Genomic DNA, 24,504 nt, shown 5'->3' with positions numbered 1-24,504 from the left:
CCTCCTCTTATGTATCTCGTCAGCCGGCATGGGTAGCAGCCAGCCGTCGTTCCAACGCCGCAAGGCCAGCTCCCGTCCTGAGGGAAATAGGAAGAATGACTTCTTGTATACCACAGCGCCGGAGCTGTCTTACACACATATCGTAATTTTCCGGATGTTCATCGCATTTCGTGATTATGCCCGTAACAGGACAGGTAAAAATACAGGCAAATCCGGGAGAATATACTTCAACAGGGCGGGACTGGTCTACCAGGATCAGTATATGGGACGCTCCCTGGGATAAGGCGATGATATATTTGTACATCCAGGGATTTTCTAAATACGCACCGGGTATATCAATGGTGCGTCTGCCATAAATGGCATCCTGTGTTTTGCGCAGCGGCCGGTCCGTCTGATTCAGCCAGTTAGCCAGTGTCGATTTGCCCGACTGTCCTGCGCCTATAATCATGATGCGCTTCTTCATGTCCGTGTAATCCTGGCAGGTGTGAATCCCAAGAGTGTTTCCAGTGTCGTATTTATGGCCTTCATGGCCGTCTCCACACTGGCTACATCTCCGGAAATCACCAACGAGCCCGTGAAGCGGTCCAGAAAACCGATTTCCACATCCGACGCCTTAGTCGCTATATCGGCCGCAATAATCGCTGTCTCGCAGGGAGTCAGTGTGGCAATACCGATAGCTCCTTTTCCTTCAATGCCCAGCCGCTCGTAAATATCTTCGACCGGAGAGGCAATCACGTGGGCCAGTGTTACCTGTTTTCCGGGGACATATTCCTGAATAATGCGCGTCTTATTTTCAAATTCATTAGTCATAGGCACGCCTCCATCTGGCATTAATGCCTGATGACATTGGCATCCATACCATACTCTGTAATCCAGCTTTCGATGCGGTCCAGATCTTCTTTGGTCATGGACACATCTTCTTCGATGCCATAGGGTTTGCCAAGCTGTTTATACTTGTTGACTCCCAGCTTATGATAGGGCAGGAGGTCTACACCGAGAAAATTCGGTCGTCCCTGGAAAGGTTTTAAAAACTCCATGGCCCGGCGGATGACATCTTCTGACGTGTTCAGCCCTTTTATCATAGGCATGCGGACTTTGACCCGGTAACCCCGGTTTATCAGTTCTGTCAGATTGTGGAGTATCCTTTCGTTCCGCACCCCGGTCAGCATCTCATGCTGGTCTGAATCAATATTTTTAATATCGTATAAGAATAAATCATTGAACCGGGCTATTTCCAGCAGAGCATCGAGCCCGGCATACCCGCAGGTTTCGATGGCCGTATTAATGCCCAGTTTTTTACATTCCATGAGAAGATTGGCCGCAAAGGCTGGCTGCATACATACTTCACCGCCGCTCAATGTAACACCGCCGCCAGAACTCCGGTAAAAGGCGGCATCCTGCTGAATAAAATCCAACACCTCCGTCAGAGTCAGATCCCGGCCCACTACGTTGAGAGCCTGTCTGGGACAAACGCTTTCACAAGTCCGGCAGCCTATACAGTCTATATCGCGGTGTAATTTATGCTCCGGCCTGTCACCCGATTCATCTAAATAATGAATCTGGACGGGGCAGCCGGGAACACATTTACCGCAGTGAATGCACAATTCCTGCTGGAACATGACCTGATACTTCCGCTCCAGCCCTTCCGGATTGGCACACCAGCGGCATCGCAGCGGGCAGCCTTTAAAAAATATGATGGTGCGTATGCCAGGTCCGTCATAGATGGAATATTTCTGCATGTTGAAGATTCTTGCTTTTCGTTCCAATCTCCGGAACTGTTGTAATCTCATACTCACACTTTCCCTTCAGGAACTATCGGCCATACATTCCGGAACTTGCGGCCCGGTCCAGAAAACCGGACCGCCAGTCTTCCGGTCGTAAGGTTTAGAAATGATCCAGCATGGTACGGCTGATAATTTCATCCTGTACTTCTTTACATAATTCGACGAAGTACGCACTGTAGCCGGCAACACGGATAATCAGATCCCGGTATTTGTCCGGTTCTTTCTGCGCTTTCTTGAGCACTTCATTATCGACGTAACTAAACTGCATCTGTCCATTACCGAGAATCGACGCCGTACGCAACAGCGTAATCAGGCCGTTTTCCCCTTCTGGTGTTTCCAGTATGCCTTTGAGAAGCTTGAAATTATGAACCATGCCGATGGTCATGGCGTCACAATTCATCTTGCTGACCGACTTGATGATAGCCGTCGGCCCCAGTTTATCCGCCCCCTGTGTCGGACTGATACCGTCTGAAAGCGGTGTCCAGGCCAGGCGCCCGTTCGGCGTCGCACCGGTAAGCTCGCCAATAGGAGTGTTATTGGAAATAGACAATGTACCATGACTGAACTTGGCATAGAGCATATCGAATTTATTATGTTCATCTTCCGTCCAGTTGACAATATCGGCGGCGATAGAATCGACATAATTGTCGTCATTCCCGAACTTCGGTGCATTCATGCAGTCTGTCCTCAGCTGGTCAAAGCCCTCAAAGTTGGCATCCAGTGCTTCCTTGAATTGTTCCAGTGTATATTTTTTATCATCGTATACCAGCTTCTTGATGGCAGCCATAGAATCGGCGTACGTGCTGAGGCCGGAGAAAATGAGACCTGGGCCGCTGTTGACCATAGCGCCGCCTTCAGTAACATCCAGACCTTTTTCCATGCATCCTTCGACGAGGCTGGACATGAACGGCTTTGGCGCATAATCGCGGTGTACCCGCTGGCTGATGACCGTGCCGATAGCCGAAAGGCGGATAATATGCTGAATTTGTTTTTTTACGGCTTTATCGAAATCCTCATAGGTCTTGAACTGACTGAGATCGCCCAGGTCAAGGCCCTGCTTCGTACCATGCCATCTCATGACGCCGTGGTTAAATACAAATTCAATGGCAATGGGCCACTGGGTGTAGCCTGTCGAGGTCCACTGATAAATGCGGCCTGATTTCTGTGGTTCAACACATCCCATGAGGCAGTAATCGCGGGCGTCTTCCAGGGAGAACCCTTTTGCCAGCATCATCTTGATATGCGTATCATCAAAATGGCAGGCCGGGAAGCCCATGCCGGCGCGGACGACATCGACGATTTTCTTCATGTATTTCTGCGGCGACTGATTATGAATCCGGCAGGCCAGGGATGGCTGATACATCTTAATGAAGCGGACGGCATCCATGATGAGATAAGTCAGATTGTTGCAGGCATCTCCGCCAGTCCGTTTCTGACCACCTATGGTGCAGTTTACGAAAGGCTGATAACCGGCAAAATATTTTGCCGCTGCTTCGCTGGAAAGCCACATGACTTCCGAGCATTTGATGATGAAGCAGCATAACAGTTCAAAAGCTTCTTTTTTCGTAATGCGTCCGGCTTCACGATCCGCTTTGTAGACGGGATATAAGTACTGGTCGAGACGGCCCAGGGAAATACCCGTCTGGTTTTCAGCAATGTTGAACAGAGATTCCATGGTCCATACAGACTGGAGCCCTTCATGGAAGGTACGGGGCGGATTGGCCGGTACATGGGCCATAATATCCGACAGCTGGTATAATTCCTGGCGGCGCTGGGGATTGCTTTCCTGATCGCCAAGCTGCTTGGCATAATCAGAAAGGCGTTTAGCATAGGCAAGGACACCGTCACAGACCATGATTTCGGCTTTATAGAAGTAAATCTTATCAATGTCTTTCGGCCGGTCCATATTGAGCGTCTTCAGCTTTTCAACAGCTTCCTGCCGCACGCCGTTGACACCTTTTTTTACCAGGATGACATCATAACCCGGGCAGGTGTCGCCACCGCCATTTACCTGATGATAAGACAGATCGCTGACGAAGGATTCGCCGGAAAAAGACCATACGCCGGCATCTTCATATTGTTTCTGGCATATTTCATCGAGGCTGCGGCCTTCCCAGAAGGGAAATACTTTTTCCCGCAGCGTCCGTTTATCTTCCTCGCTGATCTGGAACGGATCCTGAGGCCGGGTAGACATGGTATCCAGTTCGTCGCGGATCCAGCGCCATGCAATTTCCGGAGAAACACTGCCGGCGCGGGGACGGCCACAGGGATGACCGATGATCAGTTCATCAGGCTGAATGAGAAGCGGTGCCGTTTCGCAGGCTTTTTTAAAAGCCAGGGCGCGAAGCATCTTCAGCGGCAGGCCGGCATTGTTCCGGTACACTTCCGTCGTAACGACAGCACGCTGTACGGAAACGCTGGGCTTTACTTTCAGATAGGCCGCTTTCAGCCTTTCCAGTCGTGGTGTCAGACCGGTAATTTCTTCATCGTCATCGACAGCATTATGGAACGTCTGTGTTGCCGGAGCCATGACTGCCACACTGGTTTTGCCGCCTGAAAGCTGCGCAGAGATACCAGCAAACAATTTCATAACTGCTTTCTTTTCTTCGGGCGACAAATGGGCCGTCGCCTGTGCAAATTTACTGGAGAATTCTTTTTCGTCCAATGTATATTCCCTCACTTTCTCTCTTAATAAGCCGCTTTATAAATAGCTATAATATCTTCCTTTGCAGGTGTACGGGGATTCGACGGCGTGCAGCGGTCTGCCAGGGCCTGTTCCGCCATCTTCCCTGTCGCAGCCATGAATGCCTCTTCCTGAATCCCCGCCGCTCTGATAGACGCTGGAATATGCAAATCTCGTTTCAGCTGGCGTACAGCCTGCAGAAAGTTGACATACCCTTCGCGGGTCGTCCGGGCAGGAAGTCCCAGGATCCGTGCCAGCTGGCCGTACTTGGCCGCAACCTGCTGATCCGATGTATCTTTGAGATTGGCATTATATTCGATGACTTTCTCCATCAAAAGAGCATTGGAACGGCCGTGGGAGAGGTGGAATGTGCCGCCGAACGCGTGGGCCATACTGTGGGTAATTCCCAGATTGGCATTAGTAAAAGCCATACCGGCCAGACAGGATGCACGCTGGATGCATTCCCGTGCATCCTTATCTTCTGAATTACGATAAAAACGGACCAGGTTATGGCAGAGGATATAAACGGCCTTTTCAGCCAGAGCGTCCGTACAGTCCGTTGCTTTATTGGATACATACGCTTCTACTGCGTGAACCAGCGCATCCAGTCCCGTGTCGGCAATGACTTGTGGCGGCAGGCTTCTCGTGCAGGTGGAATCGAGGATGGCAATATCCGGTGCCATGAGATCATCAATCAATGCCGTCTTCTTTCCATTAATAGTAATAACGGAAAAATCCGTCACTTCCGATCCGGTACCGCTCGTCGTCGGAATGGCTATGAACTGAGGTTTATTAAAGGATTTACCGGTCTTGGACACGGCCTGATGGAGAAAATAAATCATAGCCTTGGCTGTATCCATAGCAGACCCGCCGCCGAGGGCGATGACCGTATGCCCCTGATGTACCATGTAATGTTCCAGCGAATCCATGACTGCCAACAAGTCCGGTTCCGGTTTGATATTGGTATATACATCACACTGGACACCGGCCGATTCAAGAAAATCAACAGCCTGCTTCAGATAGCCTAATTTTTCCATGATGCCATCAGACAGGATAAATGCATTCTTGCTCTTTACTTCGCGTAAATATTCGAGGGAGCCTTCGTCGAAATAGATTCTGGGCTTGATCTCAAATTCTTTCATTTATCTATCGCCTCCATATATCCCTTGTTTTTTCAATTCACTCACGATTTCTTCTATCAGGCCTGAAACGGCTGCTTTTTCCTGTTCATTCCTCATCCGGTCCATTATCTGGGCCGGGTTCGTCCGCTGCTGCATCTGGCCGGTTCCGGTAATATCCTGTACCAGTTCGCCCAGGTTACGGACACCATATCCAACCTTTCGGATATTAATCAGATTCATGGGCGATACGTTATCCGACGTTATGGTGCCGCCGGCCGCTCCCAGTCCTAAAGTAAAGGCAGGAAACAGATTAGTTGTCGCTCCCATGCCGCCGACCGTTGCCGGCGTATTGACCAGTACGCGGGAAACAGGTTTTTTCAGGGCAAATTCCCGGATGACTTCTTCATTCTGCGAATGAATGACCAACATATTGCCCAGCCCTTTATTGCACAGGAGTTCAATGCATTTTTCACAGGCATTTCTCCAATCTCTTTCTACATAAAATGCCAGGACAGGACACAATTTCTCCCGGGCATAGGGATTGCAGAGATCGGCGTACTTCTGCTCAGAAATGAGTACGGTCGTCCCGGCCGGTACGGCAATACCGTTCATACTGGCAATTTCCGCAGCCGGCCGTCCGACGTACTGCAGGTTGATACTGCCGTCGTGATGGAATAGTGCCTTGCCGATTGTTTCTGTTTCTTCTTCATTCAGAAAGTACGCCCCCTGATGTTTCAGTTCCTGACGTACGTCTTCTGCTATGCATTCTTCAGCGACGATGGATTGCTCTGCCGCTGAAATAATACCGTTATCAAAGGTGCGGCTGAATACGATGTCCCGGACTGCTTTTTTTACATCAGCCGTCTTTTCTATAAAGGCCGGTCCATTGCCGGGACCGCCGTAAATAGCCGGTTTTCCCGATGCATGTACCAGTGGGAGCAGTCTGGGAACACTGGTAATCAGGATCAGCGATGTATCTTTATGATAGATCATCTCTTTCGTACCGCTCAGGGTAACAGTCCTGAGGTATTCTACGGCACATTCGGGCATCCCCGCTTTGATTCCGGCATCTATGAGGATGTCCAGTGTCCGCCCGATTACTTTTTGTGCCCTCGGATGGGGTGAGAAAATAATGGCATTGCCCGATTTTATGGCAATGAGTGCATTATAGACTGTCGTAGAAACGGGGCTGGTGCACGGTGGCAGAGCGGTAATGACTCCAACGGGGATACCGATATCGAGTGTTTTCTTTTCTGCATCTTCAGCTATGATGCCAACGGCCTTCATTCCCTTCATATGACGGCAGACATAGCGGCTGGCGAATATGTCTTTAATGTATTTATCTTCCCAGCGGCCAAATCCCGTTTCTTCAGCTGACAGGAGGGCCAGTTCTTTGGCATGAGGATACACGGCCTCCGCCATGGCAGCGACGATGTCATCGAGCCGGTCCTGGGAAAAAGAAGCCAGCATACGCTGGGCATCACGGCCATTTTCAATGAGGATCCGCGCTTCCTGCATAGAACATAAATCATAGTCGAGTCTGTTCATTCCGTTCACCACTTTACTTCCTGTACTCACCAATCAAGCACATATTTAGAAACGATTTTTTCTACATCCGGATGCGGGCTCGGTATGACCACGTGGCTGTATACCTGGTCCTTACCTACCTCTTCTGCCCGTTTCACACCGGCATCGACAGCTGACTGGACAGCGCCGACATCTCCGCGGACGACGACAGAAATCAGTCCGGAAGCCGTATTTTCATATCCAATCAGTTCTACATCGGCCGCTTTGCACATGGCATCTGCCGCTTCCAGTACAGAAACCAGGCCGCATGTTTCAATGAATCCCAAAGCATCTCTTTTTCGTTCCATGTGTCCGGTTCTCCTTTACTGCGTATCTATATCATGTACAGAAACAATCGTTCCCACACGTCCCACCGGGCGGGGCATGACATTTTGTGCAGTCAGGGTGCCAATGCTGGCAGCAGCTTCTGCGCCCCGTTCTACGGCTGTCCGCACGGCAGCGACATCTCCTTTTACCAGAACCGTAACCAGGCCGGATCCTATATTTTCATACGATACAAGGACGACATCTGCCGATTTGCACATGACATCGAGGGCATATATGGCTGGCACCATACCCCTCGTTTCAACAAGGCCCAATGCTTCTTCTCCGTAATATTTCATAACCTTTTTGCTCCTCTTCGAGTTAAACTTAAAAAATGCAAAGGTCTTATTAATTTTTATATCATTATTACATCTCATATGTAATATGCGTTTTTGCGATGTGTCTATTCTAGCATGCCCGTATGATTTTTTATTGAAAAATCAGGAGCTGTCTATGTGATTTTTTTTACTTGTTATAATTGTTACTTTTGTGAAAATTGTACAAAGAAGACTTTTTATATTATTCATACTATTTATGCAAAAATGTATTAAAAAATCAGTATACTCACAGATTTTTTTGTATAATAGATAAGAAGAATTCCTGCAGAATCGTAACCAAACAAAAAATAGACACGGATTTACCGTGTCAGAAGGGATATTGTGATGAATATACCGTTAGATGAAAAAAATTTGTTATTGGAGCGCATTAGATGCAGCTTACGTAAATTAAACAATTTATTATCGCTTTCGAAAATTCCCCTGCAGCTGGTGACAGCAGATGGCAATACAATTGTTGAATTAAACCCGTCACCAGACTTCTGCAAAAAAATCTGCCAGCGTCGGCGGGATTATATATGCGAAGATTATCACAACCATTGTGTCGCACCAGATAACACGATTACCCGGTTTACCTGCCACTGTGGATTGTATAATTTTGTCATTCCTATTCACACCGGTTCTGCCGGCCTCCAGTTATTCCTCCTTGGGGGCCAGATATATGAAGAACAATTTGTGTATCACAAGTATATGCTGAACGCCGGTCAGTTGGCGAAGTCAAAGAAAATAGCCCCCCATGAAGTAGCTAAAGCCATCGGCCGCATCCAAAGTATGGCCCAGGCGCAGATTACGACTTACGAACGCATGGCCCAGTACATTGCCCACAACCTGGCCGAAGACCTGAAAACGTCGGATACCCAGGCCGGACGGCTTTCTCTGGAAAAAGAACTGTTAGAGAGGAAAATCATCGATTTGGAAACAAAAAATAGTTTTCTCGTCGTCAATCCTCACTTTTTATTTAACACCCTGAATACCATTGCCCGCGTAGCTTATTATGAAAAGTCGCGGAAAACAGAAGAACTGATATACTGCCTTTCGGACCTGCTGCGCTATAATTTAAAGCAGGACAACGAACTCCATCCTCTTTCAGAAGAGCTGGAAAACATCAAGAAATACCTTTACATCCAGAAAATACGATTTAAAGACCGCCTCGAATATGAAATCAACATTCCCGATGAGATGCAGCAGTACCAGATTCCCAACATGATTCTCCAGCCCCTCGTGGAAAATGCCCTGCTTCATGGTGTCACGCCCAAATGCAATGGCGGGAACATACGCATCACGGCCCGTAAACAGGGAGAGGATTTCACCTTATTCGTCAACGACAACGGATACGGCTTTCCTCCGGAAATATTAAGCCTCATAGCCGATGGCGATTATTCCCGCATCAAGACTCATGCTAAATCAGGAATCGGCCTGCTCAGTACGCACAACCGCATCCGTCATTATTTCGGTCCGCCTTACGGCCTTACGGTCAGACAATCCGATTTTAGTGGAACGACCATTGCCATTTATCTCCCCATCAGGCAATAAGGGGTGAGCCTATGCATACTATTTTAATCGTAGAAGATGAAATACTGGAACAACAGTTCCTGAAAGAAATCGTTGAAGAAGAGATGCGGGGACAGTGCCATATCATAACGTGTACTACGGGGACGCAGGCTATCGAAGCCGCCAGGGAAACAAAGCCCGATATCATCCTGATGGACGTGTGGCTGCCTGAATTAGATGGCATGAAAGCCCTGACGGTTATACGCCAGTTTTGTCCCCAGGCAGCGGTCATCATACTATCCGCCTCCAGGTACGGGAATATCTGCTCAAGCCCATCCGGCCTTCAGAAATACGGCAGTCCATCCAGACGATTCTGGCTGCCAGCACAGTTATGCCCGCCGGCAGCAATCCGGTGGAACTGACGACGCCGGTCATCCCCCTGCCGAAGGATTCGGCTCACATGGAAGTCATTGATAAATCCATCCATTATATCCAGGACAATTTTAAGAGAAAATTATCGTTAAAAGATGTATCGGAACACGTCTACATGAATCCCCAGTACCTGAGCCGCATTTTTAAAAAAGAAGTAGGCATCAGCTGCATCGATTATATCAACCGCCTGAAAATCGAGTATGCCTGTAAACTGCTGACGACCACCGATGAATCAATCTGCCACATCTCATCACTGTGCGGATATTCCGATCAATCGTATTTTAACCGCGTGTTTATTAATCAGATGAAAATTACGCCAAAAACGTTTCGTCAGAAGAATAAGGACAAGTAGTCCCTCATACCGTTTATTCCCATTACAGCATCCGAGGAGTATACCATGCAAATAGAAGAACTCATACAGCTCACGCTGCGGCGCTTCTTTCATGACGAAACGCTGCGCTTTGACAAATCACGGTTCGCCGGCGGCCTGACAAATTACAATTACATCATGAATATCCACGGCAAGGACTATGTCATACGCCAGCCCGGCGGCATGACAGAACGGATAATCGACCGCCAGACGGAACTGGAAAACAATATCCAGGCTTCCCAGGCCGGTATCAACTGCCCGTGCCTGTATTTTGATGCCAAAAGCGGTATCAAAATCACGACCTACGTGCCGGGCAGCCGTAACCTCTCCCAGACGGGACCGCAGCTGAAAGAAAATATACAAATTGTCGTCTCACTCATGAAACAAGTCCATCAATTGACAAATCCCTTTCCCAACCGTTTTGACTGGCTGTCAGAACTATCGAAATACGAAGAAATCATAAAGGAACAGCACGGTGAATTATTTACCGATCACAATGTCATTAAAGAACAGTTATGCACCTGGCAGGATACGTACGACGCATCTCCTTTCCTCGTCCCCTGTCATAATGATACGGTCCCGGAAAATTTTCTCGTCAGCATGACGACGGGAGATGCCTATCTCATCGACTGGGAATATGCCGGCATGAACAGTCTGTACTGGGATATCGCCGGTTATATACTGGAGTCCCGACTCCCTGCTTTCGCTATAGACTATCTGCTGCAGCACTATTTCCAGCGTCCGGTCTCCGATGACGAACTGATGAAAATTAAGATTTCCATGCTGGAACAGGATTTCCTATGGACAAACTGGGCCCTCATACGCCACTATAATGGCGATGATTTTCTCGATTACTGTGCGTTCCGGTATGAACGGCTGCGAAAGAATATGGACCTGCTCAAAGAAGACATGCATGCTGATTTAAAAAATCTTGTCCTATGACAAAAGAGGCATCTCCTCGCGTTCAAGACGTAATGAGATGCCTCTTTATCTTGCTATGTTTATTCTTCTATATGGATGACTTTATCGGGGTTTAAGATATCGTTGGGGTCGAGTGCCCGTTTAATGGTTTTCATCAGTTCCAGTTCAACCGGATCGGCACATCGTTCCAGATAGGGCATCCGCTTGTATCCGATGCCATGTTCACCGGAAAGGCGTCCCCCCAGTTTATAGACATAGGGATAGGCAAAGTCACGGAAAGCGGCTACTTGTTTTTTCCATTCTTCGTCGCTCATATCGCGCTTCATGATCTGGAAGTGAAGGTTTCCATCACCGGCATGAGCCAGACAGAACAGAAGGAAATCGTATTTTTTACTTTCTGCCACTAAGGTCTGGATGCACTCTGCAATTTTAGGCACCGGCACGACCAGATCTTCGGACGTAGCCACTTTCGACAACGCCCGCGTACTTTCCAGGCAATTGCGGCGTACTTTCCAGACACGGTCATCGGCTTCCACCACGTCCGTAGCACCTGCTTTTTCACAGATAGATGCCAGTATATCCATCTTGGCATCGAGTTCTGCTTCACTGAACGTTTCGATAGAAATAATATCATAGAACCCGTCTTCATAATGGGGCAGGCGCAATTCACTATAATCACTGGCCCGGCGGACGAAGTTGTTATCCATAAATTCTACAGACGTCGGATTGAGTCCGGCCTTTACCAGTTTCGGCACCAGGGCCGTCGCCTTGGCAAGATCCGTAAAGACAGCCAGCACGTCCAGCTTGTACGGGCAGAGCGGCACCAGCTTGAGTGTGACCTGGGTAATGATGCCCAACGTACCTTCCGACCCGATAATCAGCTGGTCCAGGCAATATCCGGTCGAGCATTTTTTTAAGGGTGCTCCCAGATGTGTGATTTTACCGTTGGGTAAAACGACTTCAATGGCATAGACCTGATGTCGTGTCGTTCCATAGCGGACGGCCTTATTTCCGCCGGCATTGGTAGCCAGATTGCCTCCGATGAGACAGCTGTCTGCACTGCACGGGTCCCCGGCATACATCAGTCCTCTGGCCTTGGCTGCATTTTGTATGTCTGACGTGCGGGCCCCGGCCTGGGCGACGAGATACATGCCGTCTTCGTTAATTTCCAGGATGCGGTTCATCCGTTCCATCAGAAGGACGATGCCTCCACAGACGGGAACGGCCCCGCAGCTGACACTGGTCCCGGCACTGCGCGGAGTGACGGGTATCTTGTATTGGTTCGCCACCTCCATGATACGCGCGACTTCTTCCGTACTTCCCGGCGCTACGACGACTTCCGGCAGATGCCACATATCGGGAGCCAGGCTTTCATCAGACTGATAGGCCGCCAGTACATCCGGATTGGTCTTGACATATTTTTCTCCGGTGATCTGCTGCAGTGCCTGTATCACATCGCCGGTTACGGGATTATATTTCATAAGTGTATATCCTTTCTATTACGTATCAATATTACATAGCACAGGAAGTGTAGCCGCCGCATGACTCATGATGGTAACGCCATAATCGCGGCATCCTTCCTCTTCCAGGACAGTCCGGGCCATCTGCCAGGCCTCTTCCAGCGTAGCCGCCGGAATCTGGCCGCTTCGGCGGATGACATCAAAATTTTCTTTCCGTGTCACGACGTATACGGCCTTCATCGACTGAATGATGCAGCGTGCCTTAAAGGCAACAAATCCGGGCATGAGGAACTGATTGCGCAGTTCGCGTTCACACGCATCCAGGTCATTGCGGAAAAACCAGTCCGTAAAAATAGCCGGTTCCTGAATGTCAGGACATTCCAGTGTAAAGATGAGTATTCCTCCCGGTCTGGTCGCCAGGACGGCATTCATGTGCGCCTTCACAGACTGATACAAATTCAGGTCCTTGGGATATCCGCCGGCAGACGCTATAGTCACATCAGCCAGTTTCTGTATCGGTACACTCCCTATACGAAGCAAATCACGGCATCCTTTTTCCCATGCTGTATTCCAGTGACCGGCTACGACTTCATATAAATCCCCGTCAGGTGTAAATACGGTATTGATGAGAAAGTCGGGCCGGACCATGGCACAGGCTTCCTTCATATCTTCATGGAAGGGATTTCCCTCTAGAGCTCCGGCATGACAACCGGGATGACAGCCACCGCCCGGAACCTCTGAAAGAGCCAGGGAGTGATTGCGCATAATCGTATCAAAGCCGGCAATCCCTGGCAATACGGCTTTCCTCCCACCGCCAAATCCGGCCATGGGATGGAAGGAAACGGCTCCCGTCAGGATCAGTTTATCGGCCTTTGCCGCCAGGGAATTGATATAGACATCATTACCAAAGCTCGTACGGCCCACGCAGGTCAGGGCACTGGCATCATGGCAGTCATGCTGGACGATGTGCAGGCGGCGCACCATATCGCTGCCGCAGACTATTTCATTTTCTTGTTCCGTGTGAGCCCGGTGGGTTCCCTGGGAAACGAGGACCGTGATCTGATGGTCCTGTACGCCAATACGGTTCAATTCCTGCACCAGTACGGGCAGCATGCGGTCCGTATGAACCAGCCGGGTTATATCACTGACGACGATGCAGACCGTATCGGACGGCTGTATGATATCATCCAGAGGCTGGCAGTCAATGGGATGACGCAGGGCCTCCCGTACAGCCTGTTCTTCGTCCTCAACGGCTTCCGCATGAGGGCCATGCAAATCATATAATACATGGTCTTCCGGTATATCTGCCTTTTGATTTCCTTTTCCATAGGGCAATACATATGTCTTCATTCAAATAACCCCCAATGTCCCATATATATGGCCACCAGGACCCGGACAAATAACAATACAAACAGCATAAATGCCAGAATAAAGAGAAATTCTTCAAAATCGTCATCGCGGTCAAACTTATGCCGGAATGTTTTCAAACAATGAGTCAACTGATGCATGAGCGTCACACCTGCCTGTTACGAATGCTCTTCAGGAGAATGAGGAAACAGTTCGTGTACCCAGCGGGCCGATTCCTCATCCTTGCTGATGCCTTTGAGCAGTGTTTTTTCAGAATTTTCCATATGTTTTTTCGCAATTTTACGCGCCTGTGCACTATTGTGGTTGGCTATATTTTCCACGAGCTGCCGGTGTTCTTCCCAGGTTGCTGCCAGGCGGCCCGGATAGTGCATGGAAATAGAACGGAAACGCAGCATCTGTTCCCTGAGGTTATTCAGTATATCGACGAGCCGGTTATTGCGGCTGGCATGGTACAGAACGTCGTGGAATCGGATGTCGGCATCGACGATCTTATCGAAATCATCGTTGGCAATATACTCGTTAATTTCTACGAGTATCCGTTCCAGGTCCTCCAGTTCATCGGGTGTAATCCGTTCTGCCGCCAGCCCCGCCGACAATTCTTCGAGAGCACTGCGGATTTCAAAGACCTGGGCAATATCCTTGAGAGAAATATCAGCCACATAGGTACCGCGTCTCGGCACCATGACGACAAACCCTTCCAGCTCCAGTTTGCGGATGGCTTCCCGGATAGGCGTGCGGCTGACCCCCAGTTCATCGGCCAGTTGGATTTCCATGAGCCGTTCGCCCGGTTTTAAAACACCATCTTTAATCGCTTTGCGCAATGACTCACTGACGACTTCGCGCAGTGGTTTATACGCATCTAATTTAATCGGTTCCAGCTTTGTATGTCTTGTATTCGTTTCCATCGTATTCAATCCCCCGTAACTAATGTACTGGTAAAGATATCGGCATCACCTGCCAGCTGCCGCAGCCGTCCCGCAACCTCATGATGTTTCAGAGAAGGCGGAACGAGTGCAAAGAGAGTCGGGCCACTGCCTGACATGAGCGGTTTCAGTCCTTCTTTGCGCAATAACTGTTTGAACCGGCTGATTTCCGGCACGTCGGGAATGACCAGTTCTTCAAAGGTATTTCCCAGTGCCGACGTAACCCGTTCCAACAGGCCGGCCCGTACGGCTTCTTCCTGGGCATTGATATCGACCGGAGAACGTACAGGCTGGGAATCAAACAGGCTGTACGCTCTACCCGTATGAACGGCAATATGTGGATGGACGATGAGTACAGGCCAGTCTGGCAGCGAAGGCAGTTTTTTCAGTATTTCCCCAATGCCCGTACCGCGGGCCGTACCACCGCGGATACAAAAGGGAACGTCTGCACCGAGACGTGCGCCGATATGACACAAACGGTCGTAGGAAAGACCCAGGTGCCAGAGCCGGTTCAGGCCGCGCAGAACAGCGGCACAATCGGTACTGCCACCGGCCAATCCGGCAGCGATAGGGATTTTCTTGATAATATGGATACGGACGCCTGCCCTGCCCTTGCAATACGGCCTCAGCGCTTCATACGCCTTGTAGGCCAGGTTAGACTGGTCACAGGGAAGAGCTAGTTCAGAGCAGGAAATTTCCAAAGAATCCGCTTGTTCCAGCTGAATCGTGTCACACAGGCCGATAGACTGGAATACCGTGTCAATGTCATGGTATCCATCTTCACGTCTGCCCGTAATCTGCAGCGCCAGATTGATTTTTCCATATGCTTTTTCTTCTATCATGTTATATCTCCTGTTCTCTGTCCATGATACGCCGTATTTTTCTATTGGGATTTACATTTTTTTGTGTTGAATTAAAACTTACGTATGCTATAATGATGAGACAGCCGGATATCCATGTGACAGGCCGTGTACCGGCGGGCATACGTATACATACAATGCCTGTATTGTAATCTTCATTATAATGTTTTTTTTCGCATTTTACAACGTACTTTCAACTATTCAGATCAGGGAGGCATCATGAAAGTAAAAGAAGATTTCAATTTGAAAGAGTTTCTGATTCCGTACATCGCCACCACCATTGGAAGCTTTATCGCCGCAGCGGGGGTCACGGCATTTTTCATTCCCCACCATCTCCTGAGCGGAGGAATTGGCGGTATTTCCATTCTCATTTATTACCTGACAGGTCTTCCCATCGGTATCGGCATGTTCATCCTGAATATACCAATCATGGCAGCCTGTTACAAGTTCATGGGCCGTCAGTATACGATACTCAGTATTGTCGGAACGATTGTTATTTCCATTGCCTTCGATGCCACGGCCTTTCTGACCGACCTGATGCTTGTCAAGGACCCGATTATTTCCGCCATTACCGGCGGCGCCGTAAACGGTCTCGGCATGGGAATCATTTACAAGTACAACGGAAACAGCGGCGGCCTGGATGTCGTCGGAGCCATCGTGAAAAAATATTATTCCCTGGAAATGGGGAATGTCGTCATGATTCTCAACGGCTTCATCCTCATTTTTGCAGCTTACTTATTCACGCTGGAACTGGCTGTCCTGACCTTCGTCGGAGTCTATATTTCTGCCTTTGTCACCAACAAAGTCGTCGTCGGGCTCAAACAGCGCAAATCGGTCGTCATCATTTCAAACCGGGCCAGCATGATTGCCCAGGTCCTGATGCGCTATACCGGTCATGGCGCCACGTATCTCCATGGTCAGGGTGCTTATACGATGCAGGATAAGCAGATTGTCTATGCCATCATTAAACTGACGGAAGTATCTAAGGTAAAAGAACTGGTAAACAAACTGGATCCCCAGGCATTCATGATCATCAGCGACGCATCAGAAGTCGTAGGACAGGGTTTTACCCGCCCGGCTGCCAAAGATGATGATATACAGAAATCGTCCATGGGAATTCCCCACACAAAAAACACACTGCCACCGGAATATTAATCGGATTACATCAAAAGGGCTGTCACACGAAGCAGAATTGTTTCGTGTGACAGCCCTTCTTACGGTATAAAACAAACGAAATACTATATGCGCAGTTCGTTCGTATCGCGGTATATGAGCCATTCGGCAATGTTGTTGGCATGGTCGGCCATGCGTTCAATATATTTGACCACCAGGACGATGGCGATATAATCACGGGAGTTTTCCGGATGGGCTGTAATTTCTTTAGAGATTTCTGCCATGATAGAATTAAATGCCATATCGACAATATCATCCTTGTCACGCATCATCCCGGCACGGCCAGCTGATCCTTTTTCTTTATAAAAATCGATGACATCGCTGACCATAGACGACATGACGCCATACATTTCCCTAAGGCCTGCCGGCAGGGGTACATTATGATGTGTTTTTTCCAGATGAATGACATAATGGCTGATATCGGCACAGTGATCGGCTATCCGTTCCAGATCGGAAAGAATTTTCAATGTAGCCATCAGGGCGCGGTAGTCGGCTGCAACAGGGCCCTGCATCATGCTGATTGTCAGGTCTTTTTTCATGCAATCCTTGACCATGGCGTCGATTTCGTCATCACCGTTATAGATCCGGTTGGCCAGTTCGATATCTTTATGTTCCAGAGCCTTCCAGGCGTTATCGACGGCCTGTTCCACTTTGATGCCCAATTCAATCATTTCATTCCGCAGTTCCGTTACGGACTTTTCGTAAATTTCCAACATAGTGTATTGACGCTCCCCTCTTAGCCGAACCGGCCCGTAATATACTCTTCCGTCTTCGGATTGGACGGATTGGTGAACATATCCAGCGTATTGTTGAATTCAATGAGTTCCCCCAGAAGGAAAAATCCGGTCTTGTCAGAAATACGCCGTGCCTGCTGCATGCTATGTGTGACAATGACGATAGTATAATTTTCTTTTAGTTCCAATGCCAAATCTTCGATTTTCTGTGTGGAAATCGGGTCCAGTGCCGACGTCGGTTCGTCCATGAGAATGACCGACGGGTCAGCTGCCAGCGTGCGGGCGATACAGAGACGCTGCTGCTGGCCGCCGGACAGGCCGAGAGCACTCTTGCTGAGACGGTCTTTCATTTCGTCCCAGCAGGCTGCCTGACGCAGGCTCTTTTCTACGATTTCATCGAGTTTCTTTTTATCTTTGATACCCTGGATACGAGGGCCATAAGCAATGTTTTCATAGATGCTCTTCGGGAACGGTGTCGGCTGTTGGAAGACCATGCCAACCCGATAGCGCAGAGCCAGGGGATCGACTTCCTTGAAGATATCCTTGCCTTCAAAGAGAATTTTACCGGTGACACGACACCCCTCCACCCAGTCATTCATCCGGTTCAGGGTCTTGAGAAACGTCGATTTTCCGCAGCCGGAAGGTCCGATGAGGGCAGTGATTTCATGTTTTTTTATTTTCATACTGATACTATTCAGCGCCTGGAAATCACCATAGAACAAATCCATATCGGTAACGTCAAATGTATATTCCGCTGTGCCAGCAGCTTCCTGTGCTACAGCTTGTTCCTGTGCCCGTACTGCTCCCTGTTTTTTTTCAATTTCCGCAGCGGCAAAGCCGGTCAGCGTTTTTGTCATTTCTGCCATTATTTATTTCCTCCCATTTTCTTATCAATACGATAGCTCAGGTAACGGGCTGCCAAACTAAAGGTCAGGACCATGATCATCAAGATGGCCGAAGAGGCGGCAGCCTGCTGAGCCGCATCAGCCTGCAGGGCTTCTGTACGGAGAGCCCAGATATTCAGTGCCAATGTTTCGCCGGGGCGGAACGGGTTGAGCGGGCACGAAGTCGATGTAATATCCCAATTCGTCCAATTAATATCGGTCGACATACCGGCGGTAAACATCAGGGCAGCCGCTTCACCAAAGCCACGGCCAGCAGCCATGATAAGCCCCGTCATAATGCGCGGGAAGCAGGCCGGTAGCAGAACCCGCCAGATAGTCTGCCAATGGGAAGCCCCCAGTCCCAGGCTGCCGTTACGGTAACTGGACGGCAGATTGCGCAGCGCATCTTCCGTAACCGATGTGACCAGCGGCAATGTCAGGATAGAAACGGCCAGTGCGCCGGCAAACAGGTTCCACTGCGAACCGGTCATGACGATAAATACGAGGTAGCCAAACAAGCCGACGACGATGGATGGCAGGGACGCCAGCGTTTCTACGGCCATGCGGACCCAGTGGGTCAGGCGGCCCTTCTTTGCATATTCAGCCAGAAAAATACCTGCGGGAATCCCCGTAATCGTACTGGCAATCAGGGCCAGAAAAACAAGGTAAATCGTATTAAAGAACATGTTACCCAGCCCCTGGGGACCAAAGGAAAGCATCTTTTCCGTCATACCGCTGACCCCGTCGATGACGACGTACAAGACAAAGGCGATGAGCAGAATGACGGCAAAGGCTGCCCCGGCGACGAAAACACGGGTCATGCATGCATCTTTTCTTTTTTTTGCTTCAACACTGATCATATTAGTTTCTGCCTCCTTTTAATTCGGAAGCGGCATTTATTTGATGGATAATAAAGATAAAGAGGAACGATAACAGGAACAGCACCAGTGCCATCGTCCACAGCGCCGCATTATATTCGCCGCCTTCCATGGCACCACCCATATCGGCAGATATAGCTGTCGTCAGCGTACTGGCCGGTAAAAAGAGGGATGTGGGAAAGACTTTCATCTGACCGATGACCATGGCGACAGCAAGAGCTTCCCCAAGGGCACGGGCCAGGCCGAGGATAATGCCTGTAAAGATACCGCTCTTGGCTGCAGGCAGGACGATATGGGCAATCGTTTCCCAACGGGTAGCGCCAAGGCCATACGAAGCTTCACGCCAGGACTTCGGTACCGCTGCCATAGCATCGGCAGCCATGGTAGTAATCGTTGGGAAAATCATGATGGCCAGGACGATGCCAGCTGCCAAAACGGAAAAGCCGAAGGGCATGGGAAAAATTTTCCGCAGCGCCGGAATCAAGACCGTCATACCCACAAAGCCATAGACAACGGAGGGAATCCCCGTAAAGAGCTCGATGGCCGGCTGAATCAGACGGCGCCGCTGTGGCGTTGCAATTTCTGTCATGTAAATCGACGAAGCCATACTGAAGGGCAGAGAAATAAGCAATGCCAGTGCACAGGTTACGAGCGAACCTGCCATAAACATGGCGGCTCCGACCTGTCCACCACCTTCTGCTGTATCGCTCGGCTTCCACTGACCGGAAAATAAGAATTCTGTTACACTGTGACCAAATAACGTAAATGTGTCGGTACCTTTGATAAAGAGAAACGCCCCAATGAGAAGCGGCACCAGTGCCATACCGATGCCGCAAATCGTGATAAAGGTCCGGGCGGCTTTCTCGTTACGGTGAGCCCTGCGGACTACCGAATCCATTGCCTTCATAACCTGTCCCCCTGTGAGAAACAACGTGCCGGATTTTTTATAAAAAACCCGGCCGTTTTATCTAAATCAACGTATATTAGTGAACTTCTTTGGTCTGCATCTTGGAACTTACGCCATAGCCAAGTTCTTCGATCCGTTTGCCGTAATCATTGCCCTGGATGAATTCGATAAAGGCTTTAACAGCTGCTTTCGGTTCTTTGCTGGTGTAAATGTGTTCATATCCCCAAACACTGTATGTACCGTTATAGGTATTTTCCAACGTCGGTGCTACACCATCGATAGAAACGGAGTCTACGCTGCTGTCTTTGATGAGATAAGGAAGAGCGACATAACCAATGGCACCGGGATTCTGGGCTACACTCTGGATAAGAATGCCGGAGTTATCTGTTTCCAGGGATTTGTTGTCCGCTTCTTCAGCGCCATTAATGGCATACTGTTTAAAGAGAGCCCGTGTACCAGACGTTTTCGGCCGCGTTACGAGAACAATCGGCATATCTTTGCCGCCAACATCTTTCCAGTTGGTGATTTTAGCGGTGAAGATATCCTGCAGCTGCTGACGCGTGAGATTCTTTACTCCTACATCTTTATTAATAATCGCAGCGACCGTCATAACGCAGACTTTATGGTCTTCCAGTTTTTCTGCTTTGGCCTTGTCCAGTTTCGTTTCAGCCGGGACATCGGAGTTGCCCATATCGACGGACCCATCGGATACCTGTTTCAGACCCGTACCGGAACCACCTGCATTCAGGGTAATGGTAACATCCTTATTACCAGCCTTGAACTGTTCGGCTGCGTCTTTAACCAGTGGCAGCAGTGCGGAAGAACCGGAACCGGTAATACTACCGGAAACAGCTGCCTGTTTGCCAGAAGCACCCTTATCCTTATCTCCGGAACTGCCGCATCCGGCAGCCGTCACAACCATCATAGCAGCTAAGGCTACGAGAACTAATTTTTTCCATTTCATCGTAAATCGTCTCCTTTTTGGAAATTGGTTTCCTTGTTCGATTGCAACCTTATGGTAACAAGGCCGTGTAAGGAATCTATGTAAAGAATGTAAAGATTCTGTCAAAAAAATCCGTTTATACCGTCTCCTGAAGTCCCATGAAACATAAAGAACGCTGCCCCGGCTGTCTTCTCCCGCTGGGAGAGGACGGCCGGGGCAGCACCTCTGGTTATCCTATATTTTATTTATATGGTATTACATCTGTATGACATCGTCCTATGGATTCATCAGCTTCTGTCATGTTTTTGATAAACCGGCAGTGTCGCCGCCGCATAGGGCATGACGGTAACAGTATAGTCCGTCTTATTTTCTGCCCGCAGCGTCTTCTGTGCCATCTGCCAGGCCTCTTCCATCGTCTCTGCCGGAATTTCTCCGGTCCTTCGGATGACATCAAAATAGGCGCGGTCGGTAACAATGTACACTTCTTTCATCATCCGTATGAGACAACGGGTCTTATATGCCGAAAAGGCAGGAATGGTAAAATGCTGGCGCACGGCAGACAGCACCTCGTCGAGGTCATCCCGGAAAAACCAGTCCGTGAAGTCCGCCGGTTCATACATATCCGGGCAGGCCATGGCCAGAATCAGGATACCGCCCGGCTTTACAGCAAAAACGGCATTCATATGAGCCTTGGTTGCCTGATACAAATTGATATCTTTGGGATGTCCCCCGGCTGACCCGATCACGACATCCGACAGATGCTCAATGGGCACGCCGTCCAGTGCCAGGAGGCGCCGGCATCCTTCCTGCCATGCCGTCTGCCAGTCGCCGCTTACGACATCGTGTAATTTTCCCTCCGCCGTGAGGACCAAGTTGACGAGAAAGGCCGGTTTCAAGAAAGCTGCTCCTTCCATCATATCGCAGTGGATGGGATTGTCTGAAAGTTTTCCCGCATCACATCGGGAATCCATCCCGTACGGGCAGACAGGATTCAATGCCAGGGCATGGTTAGTCATAATGGTGTCATAGCCGGCAATTCCCGGCAGTACGGCCTTGCGGCCGCCGCCAAAACCCGCCATATCGTGGAACGAAACAGCCCCGGTCAAGATGACCGTATCGGCTTCTACAGCCAGGCGGTTCAATTTCACATCATTACCATAAGATGTCGTTCCCACCGATACGAGTTGATTTTCATCATGACAATCATGCTGGACGATGTTCAGACGCTGCATCATATCCCGGCCACATACGGCCGCCGTTTCCTCTTCCGTCTGTTGGCGATGCGTGCCCAGGGCGACGAGGACCGTAATCTGATCATCAGCAATGCCTGCCTCTTCCAATTCTGCCACAATAGCCCGCAGCATGCGGTCCGTATGAACCGCCCGGGTCATATCACTGACAATGATGACGACCGTGCCGCCCGGCTTTACACAATCCACCAGAGGACGGCTGTCTATGGGATGGCGCAGGGAATAGCGGATTGCCTCTTCCTCATGGGCTGTTTCTTTTGTTTGGGTGCTGGTGAAGTGATACTGTATATGCTGTTCGTCCAGAACCAGAGACTGTGTTCCAGTTCCGTAGGGAAACTCAAATGATTTCATGCCCTTCAATCTGCCTTTCCTTAGTTTGTATGATACAGGGGAAATGAAACAGTAATCGTCGTCCCTTCCCATTCTTTGCTCTGAAGAGAAATCTTCCCCTGATGTTGTTCTACGATATGCTTGACAATGGCCAGTCCCAGCCCACTGCCGGAAATCGCCTGGGATCGGCTGGCATCAGCGCGGTAAAACCGCTCAAATACGCGTTTTTGCTTATCTTCCGGAATGCCGATGCCCGTATCGCGGACGATAAGCAGGACCCGGTGTTCTTCAGAGCGGACAGTCACATACACATGACCGCCGGGCCGGTTATATTTTACGGCATTATCGATGAGATTCATGACAACTTCTCTCAGGCGGCCCGTTTCTCCCCATACAGGCACTTTTTCCAATGCACAATGGACAGTGACCTGTTTTTCATGAAGGACCGGTTCCATAAATCCTACGACATCCTGCACAATGCCTTCCAGATAGACAGGCTGGCATTCCTGTACTTTCCGCCGCTCCTCAATACGGGATAAATGAATGATTTCCTCAATCATGGCAAGCAGCCGTTCGGCCTGCTCGTGGATCCGGCTGCCAAAATGCTGGGCATCTTCCTTATTTTTAAACATGCCGGCTGACAGTATTTCAGAAAAGCCCCGGATAGACGTAAGGGGTGTCTTCAGTTCGTGAGAAACATTCGACGTAAATTCCCGGCGCAGCTGTTCCCGCCGTTCCCGTTCCGTTATATCGTCGAGAATGAACAGGATACCGTATACTTCCTTATTTTTATACACCGGCTGTACGGTCAGCTGATATAGCAGGTCATTTTTGCTCAGCCGCTGTTCCTGCGCTGTCCCGGATATATCATTGCCACGGATAGCCTGCCAGTCCGGTTCTGTAAACAGAGATGGCAGGGAAAGTCCCGTCACGGCCAAATCACGGCGCAGGTTCAGGACAGAGAGCGCACACTGATTGATGACCAGTACTTTATAGGATGTGTCGGTCAGGATAACGCCTTCCTGAAGATTTTCCAGCATCAGACGGATGACATTCCGCTGTTTTTCCAGCGTCTGGATCGTGTGTTCTATCGTCTGGCTCTGTTCGAGTATTTTTTCTACCAGTGGTCTCAATTCACTGTATACAGGCGGCACTTTTCCACGGATACTATCGGGGGAACCAATATGTTCCATAATCAGGGCAGTCCGGCGCAGCGGCGCCAGAAGGCTGGCCGTCAGTTTACGTGATGCCACGATGCAGCAAAGAAACATACACAGCAGGAGCAGGCACAAGAGAGGCAGCAGAGATACAAAATGGGCATACAGAGAGTCCCGTTCCAGGCTGAGCCTGAGGACGGATCCATCATCCAGCCGCCGGGCCCGATAATACAACATCTTTGACAATGTATGGGAATCCCTGACAGAAGAACCAGCCCCCGTACGCATAGCCTGCTGCACTTCCGGCCGTTCCAGATGGTTTTCCATCGCCGCCCGGTCATAATCCGACTCGTATAATACACTGCCATCCGGCCCGATCCAGGTAATCCGTATGATTCCCTTTTCCGCATGGCCCGTTTCCTGCAGATACGCTAAGGGCCTATCCACCTGCTTTATTCCTGCCGTCAGCACGGTCATCGTATTTTTGAGCTCTTCCTCAGCCTGTCCCTGCAGGGAGTGCCAGACAAGGATACTATACAGGATCATCGTGACTGCCATACAGGCAAATCCGATGGCCAGCAGGCTGAGATAAATGCGCTTTTTCATTTTA

General features: G+C 49.6%; 25 protein-coding genes. 5 read left to right on the top strand and 20 right to left on the bottom strand.

The window, feature by feature from the left end:
- Positions 1–19: 19 nt before the first annotated feature.
- The 8 genes from ACGTIC_RS04185 to ACGTIC_RS04150 form a co-directional block, all read right to left on the bottom strand.
- A complete protein-coding gene (locus ACGTIC_RS04185; protein WP_113855448.1) occupies positions 20–463 on the bottom strand; it encodes a EutP/PduV family microcompartment system protein in 444 nt (147 codons plus the stop codon).
- Complete coding sequence (gene eutS, locus ACGTIC_RS04180) at positions 460–810, bottom strand: ethanolamine utilization microcompartment protein EutS (protein ID WP_059076749.1); 351 nt, start codon at positions 808–810, stop codon at positions 460–462. The genes ACGTIC_RS04185 and eutS overlap by 4 nt, the downstream gene beginning before the upstream one ends.
- 20 nt (positions 811–830) lie before the next feature.
- Positions 831–1,790 carry a choline TMA-lyase-activating enzyme gene (gene cutD, locus ACGTIC_RS04175; protein ID WP_059076748.1) on the bottom strand — a complete coding sequence of 320 codons (960 nt, stop codon included), beginning with the start codon at positions 1,788–1,790 and terminating at the stop codon, positions 831–833.
- Positions 1,791–1,884: 94 nt separating this feature from the next.
- The gene (gene cutC / locus ACGTIC_RS04170; protein ID WP_113856516.1) at positions 1,885–4,449 is read right to left on the bottom strand and encodes a choline trimethylamine-lyase; all 2,565 of its coding nucleotides are present in this window, start codon (positions 4,447–4,449) and stop codon (positions 1,885–1,887) included.
- Between the two features lie 23 nt (positions 4,450–4,472).
- Positions 4,473–5,609 carry a 1-propanol dehydrogenase PduQ gene (locus ACGTIC_RS04165; RefSeq protein WP_059076747.1) on the bottom strand — a complete coding sequence of 379 codons (1,137 nt, stop codon included), beginning with the start codon at positions 5,607–5,609 and terminating at the stop codon, positions 4,473–4,475.
- Positions 5,610–7,136: an aldehyde dehydrogenase family protein gene (locus ACGTIC_RS04160; protein ID WP_072235732.1), complete on the bottom strand. Its 1,527-nt coding sequence runs from the start codon at positions 7,134–7,136 to the stop codon at positions 5,610–5,612.
- Positions 7,137–7,162: 26 nt separating this feature from the next.
- Positions 7,163–7,462, bottom strand: coding sequence for a BMC domain-containing protein (locus ACGTIC_RS04155; RefSeq protein WP_059076745.1), 300 nt, complete (start codon positions 7,460–7,462; stop codon positions 7,163–7,165).
- A gap of 15 nt (positions 7,463–7,477) precedes the next feature.
- Positions 7,478–7,777: a BMC domain-containing protein gene (locus ACGTIC_RS04150; RefSeq protein WP_059076744.1), complete on the bottom strand. Its 300-nt coding sequence runs from the start codon at positions 7,775–7,777 to the stop codon at positions 7,478–7,480.
- A 363-nt stretch (positions 7,778–8,140) separates the two neighbouring features.
- On the opposite strand from ACGTIC_RS04150, the gene ACGTIC_RS04145 reads away from it, so the two are divergent.
- From ACGTIC_RS04145 to ACGTIC_RS04130, 4 genes are read left to right on the top strand one after another with little or no spacing between them, the layout of a single operon-like run.
- A complete protein-coding gene (locus ACGTIC_RS04145) occupies positions 8,141–9,346 on the top strand; it encodes a histidine kinase (RefSeq protein ID WP_113855447.1) in 1,206 nt (401 codons plus the stop codon).
- Positions 9,347–9,357: 11 nt separating this feature from the next.
- Complete coding sequence (locus ACGTIC_RS04140; RefSeq protein ID WP_257536637.1) at positions 9,358–9,726, top strand: response regulator transcription factor; 369 nt, start codon at positions 9,358–9,360, stop codon at positions 9,724–9,726.
- Positions 9,717–10,088 (top strand): helix-turn-helix transcriptional regulator, encoded by a 372-nt coding sequence (locus tag ACGTIC_RS04135; protein WP_257536636.1) that lies wholly within the window; start codon positions 9,717–9,719, stop codon positions 10,086–10,088. The genes ACGTIC_RS04140 and ACGTIC_RS04135 overlap by 10 nt, the downstream gene beginning before the upstream one ends.
- A 45-nt stretch (positions 10,089–10,133) precedes the next feature.
- The gene (locus ACGTIC_RS04130) at positions 10,134–11,048 is read left to right on the top strand and encodes a phosphotransferase (RefSeq protein WP_113855446.1); all 915 of its coding nucleotides are present in this window, start codon (positions 10,134–10,136) and stop codon (positions 11,046–11,048) included.
- Positions 11,049–11,107: 59 nt separating this feature from the next.
- Here the strand turns inward: ACGTIC_RS04130 and ACGTIC_RS04125 are convergent, their stop codons facing one another.
- The 5 genes from ACGTIC_RS04125 to ispE are packed head-to-tail and all read right to left on the bottom strand — an operon-like array spanning position 11,108 to position 15,620.
- Positions 11,108–12,508 (bottom strand): FAD-binding oxidoreductase, encoded by a 1,401-nt coding sequence (locus ACGTIC_RS04125; protein WP_113855445.1) that lies wholly within the window; start codon positions 12,506–12,508, stop codon positions 11,108–11,110.
- An 18-nt stretch (positions 12,509–12,526) separates the two neighbouring features.
- Positions 12,527–13,837, bottom strand: coding sequence for a nickel-dependent lactate racemase (larA, locus tag ACGTIC_RS04120; protein WP_113855444.1), 1,311 nt, complete (start codon positions 13,835–13,837; stop codon positions 12,527–12,529).
- Positions 13,834–13,995, bottom strand: a complete 162-nt coding sequence (locus ACGTIC_RS04115) for a hypothetical protein (RefSeq protein WP_170087610.1) — start codon at positions 13,993–13,995, stop codon at positions 13,834–13,836. Before ACGTIC_RS04115 ends, larA (ACGTIC_RS04120) begins: the two co-directional genes overlap by 4 nt.
- Before the next feature lie 18 nt (positions 13,996–14,013).
- Positions 14,014–14,760 carry a GntR family transcriptional regulator gene (locus tag ACGTIC_RS04110; RefSeq protein WP_113855443.1) on the bottom strand — a complete coding sequence of 249 codons (747 nt, stop codon included), beginning with the start codon at positions 14,758–14,760 and terminating at the stop codon, positions 14,014–14,016.
- A gap of 5 nt (positions 14,761–14,765) precedes the next feature.
- Positions 14,766–15,620 carry a 4-(cytidine 5'-diphospho)-2-C-methyl-D-erythritol kinase gene (gene ispE, locus ACGTIC_RS04105; RefSeq protein ID WP_113855442.1) on the bottom strand — a complete coding sequence of 285 codons (855 nt, stop codon included), beginning with the start codon at positions 15,618–15,620 and terminating at the stop codon, positions 14,766–14,768.
- Positions 15,621–15,857: 237 nt separating this feature from the next.
- On the opposite strand from ispE, the gene ACGTIC_RS04100 reads away from it, so the two are divergent.
- Entirely contained in the window at positions 15,858–16,793 is a 936-nt protein-coding gene (locus ACGTIC_RS04100; RefSeq protein ID WP_075581997.1) for a YitT family protein, read from the top strand.
- An 83-nt stretch (positions 16,794–16,876) separates the two neighbouring features.
- On the opposite strand, the gene phoU is transcribed toward ACGTIC_RS04100, so the two are convergent.
- The 7 genes from phoU to ACGTIC_RS04065 form a co-directional block, all read right to left on the bottom strand.
- The gene (gene phoU, locus ACGTIC_RS04095) at positions 16,877–17,527 is read right to left on the bottom strand and encodes a phosphate signaling complex protein PhoU (RefSeq protein WP_113855441.1); all 651 of its coding nucleotides are present in this window, start codon (positions 17,525–17,527) and stop codon (positions 16,877–16,879) included.
- A gap of 20 nt (positions 17,528–17,547) precedes the next feature.
- Positions 17,548–18,411, bottom strand: coding sequence for a phosphate ABC transporter ATP-binding protein PstB (gene pstB / locus ACGTIC_RS04090; protein WP_113855440.1), 864 nt, complete (start codon positions 18,409–18,411; stop codon positions 17,548–17,550).
- Positions 18,411–19,289 carry a phosphate ABC transporter permease PstA gene (pstA, locus tag ACGTIC_RS04085; RefSeq protein ID WP_113855439.1) on the bottom strand — a complete coding sequence of 293 codons (879 nt, stop codon included), beginning with the start codon at positions 19,287–19,289 and terminating at the stop codon, positions 18,411–18,413. The genes pstB and pstA overlap by 1 nt, the downstream gene beginning before the upstream one ends.
- Before the next feature lies 1 nt (position 19,290).
- Positions 19,291–20,214: a phosphate ABC transporter permease subunit PstC gene (gene pstC / locus ACGTIC_RS04080; RefSeq protein WP_113855438.1), complete on the bottom strand. Its 924-nt coding sequence runs from the start codon at positions 20,212–20,214 to the stop codon at positions 19,291–19,293.
- Positions 20,215–20,290: 76 nt separating this feature from the next.
- Positions 20,291–21,178, bottom strand: a complete 888-nt coding sequence (locus ACGTIC_RS04075) for a phosphate ABC transporter substrate-binding protein (RefSeq protein ID WP_113855437.1) — start codon at positions 21,176–21,178, stop codon at positions 20,291–20,293.
- 266 nt (positions 21,179–21,444) lie between these two features.
- Positions 21,445–22,758 (bottom strand): nickel-dependent lactate racemase, encoded by a 1,314-nt coding sequence (gene larA, locus ACGTIC_RS04070; RefSeq protein ID WP_113856515.1) that lies wholly within the window; start codon positions 22,756–22,758, stop codon positions 21,445–21,447.
- 20 nt (positions 22,759–22,778) lie between these two features.
- Positions 22,779–24,500, bottom strand: coding sequence for a cell wall metabolism sensor histidine kinase WalK (locus ACGTIC_RS04065; protein WP_113855436.1), 1,722 nt, complete (start codon positions 24,498–24,500; stop codon positions 22,779–22,781).
- Positions 24,501–24,504: the final 4 nt, after the last annotated feature.

The sequence above is a fragment of the Megasphaera hexanoica genome (genome assembly GCF_043520715.1).
GTDB classification, from domain to species: domain Bacteria; phylum Bacillota; class Negativicutes; order Veillonellales; family Megasphaeraceae; genus Megasphaera; species Megasphaera hexanoica.
The sequence above is the reverse complement of the archived record's forward strand: the minus strand, read 5'-3'. Positions and strand labels throughout refer to the sequence as shown.

Excerpts from the sequence above, each read along its gene's own strand:
- ACGTIC_RS04185 (WP_113855448.1), bottom strand. The coding sequence starts at position 463 with ATGAAGAAGCGCATCATGATTATAGGCGCAGGACAGTCGGGCAAATCG.
- eutS (WP_059076749.1), bottom strand. The coding sequence starts at position 810 with ATGACTAATGAATTTGAAAATAAGACGCGCATTATTCAGGAATATGTC.
- cutD (WP_059076748.1), bottom strand. The coding sequence starts at position 1,790 with ATGAGATTACAACAGTTCCGGAGATTGGAACGAAAAGCAAGAATCTTC.
- ACGTIC_RS04165 (WP_059076747.1), bottom strand. The coding sequence starts at position 5,609 with ATGAAAGAATTTGAGATCAAGCCCAGAATCTATTTCGACGAAGGCTCC.
- ACGTIC_RS04160 (WP_072235732.1), bottom strand. The coding sequence starts at position 7,136 with ATGAACAGACTCGACTATGATTTATGTTCTATGCAGGAAGCGCGGATC.
- ACGTIC_RS04155 (WP_059076745.1), bottom strand. The coding sequence starts at position 7,462 with ATGGAACGAAAAAGAGATGCTTTGGGATTCATTGAAACATGCGGCCTG.
- ACGTIC_RS04150 (WP_059076744.1), bottom strand. The coding sequence starts at position 7,777 with ATGAAATATTACGGAGAAGAAGCATTGGGCCTTGTTGAAACGAGGGGT.
- ACGTIC_RS04145 (WP_113855447.1), top strand. The coding sequence starts at position 8,141 with ATGAATATACCGTTAGATGAAAAAAATTTGTTATTGGAGCGCATTAGA.
- ACGTIC_RS04140 (WP_257536637.1), top strand. The coding sequence starts at position 9,358 with ATGCATACTATTTTAATCGTAGAAGATGAAATACTGGAACAACAGTTC.
- ACGTIC_RS04130 (WP_113855446.1), top strand. The coding sequence starts at position 10,134 with ATGCAAATAGAAGAACTCATACAGCTCACGCTGCGGCGCTTCTTTCAT.
- ACGTIC_RS04125 (WP_113855445.1), bottom strand. The coding sequence starts at position 12,508 with ATGAAATATAATCCCGTAACCGGCGATGTGATACAGGCACTGCAGCAG.
- larA (WP_113855444.1), bottom strand. The coding sequence starts at position 13,837 with ATGAAGACATATGTATTGCCCTATGGAAAAGGAAATCAAAAGGCAGAT.
- ACGTIC_RS04115 (WP_170087610.1), bottom strand. The coding sequence starts at position 13,995 with ATGCATCAGTTGACTCATTGTTTGAAAACATTCCGGCATAAGTTTGAC.
- ACGTIC_RS04110 (WP_113855443.1), bottom strand. The coding sequence starts at position 14,760 with ATGGAAACGAATACAAGACATACAAAGCTGGAACCGATTAAATTAGAT.
- ispE (WP_113855442.1), bottom strand. The coding sequence starts at position 15,620 with ATGATAGAAGAAAAAGCATATGGAAAAATCAATCTGGCGCTGCAGATT.
- ACGTIC_RS04100 (WP_075581997.1), top strand. The coding sequence starts at position 15,858 with ATGAAAGTAAAAGAAGATTTCAATTTGAAAGAGTTTCTGATTCCGTAC.
- phoU (WP_113855441.1), bottom strand. The coding sequence starts at position 17,527 with ATGTTGGAAATTTACGAAAAGTCCGTAACGGAACTGCGGAATGAAATG.
- pstB (WP_113855440.1), bottom strand. The coding sequence starts at position 18,411 with ATGGCAGAAATGACAAAAACGCTGACCGGCTTTGCCGCTGCGGAAATT.
- pstA (WP_113855439.1), bottom strand. The coding sequence starts at position 19,289 with ATGATCAGTGTTGAAGCAAAAAAAAGAAAAGATGCATGCATGACCCGT.
- pstC (WP_113855438.1), bottom strand. The coding sequence starts at position 20,214 with ATGAAGGCAATGGATTCGGTAGTCCGCAGGGCTCACCGTAACGAGAAA.
- ACGTIC_RS04075 (WP_113855437.1), bottom strand. The coding sequence starts at position 21,178 with ATGAAATGGAAAAAATTAGTTCTCGTAGCCTTAGCTGCTATGATGGTT.
- larA (WP_113856515.1), bottom strand. The coding sequence starts at position 22,758 with ATGAAATCATTTGAGTTTCCCTACGGAACTGGAACACAGTCTCTGGTT.
- ACGTIC_RS04065 (WP_113855436.1), bottom strand. The coding sequence starts at position 24,500 with ATGAAAAAGCGCATTTATCTCAGCCTGCTGGCCATCGGATTTGCCTGT.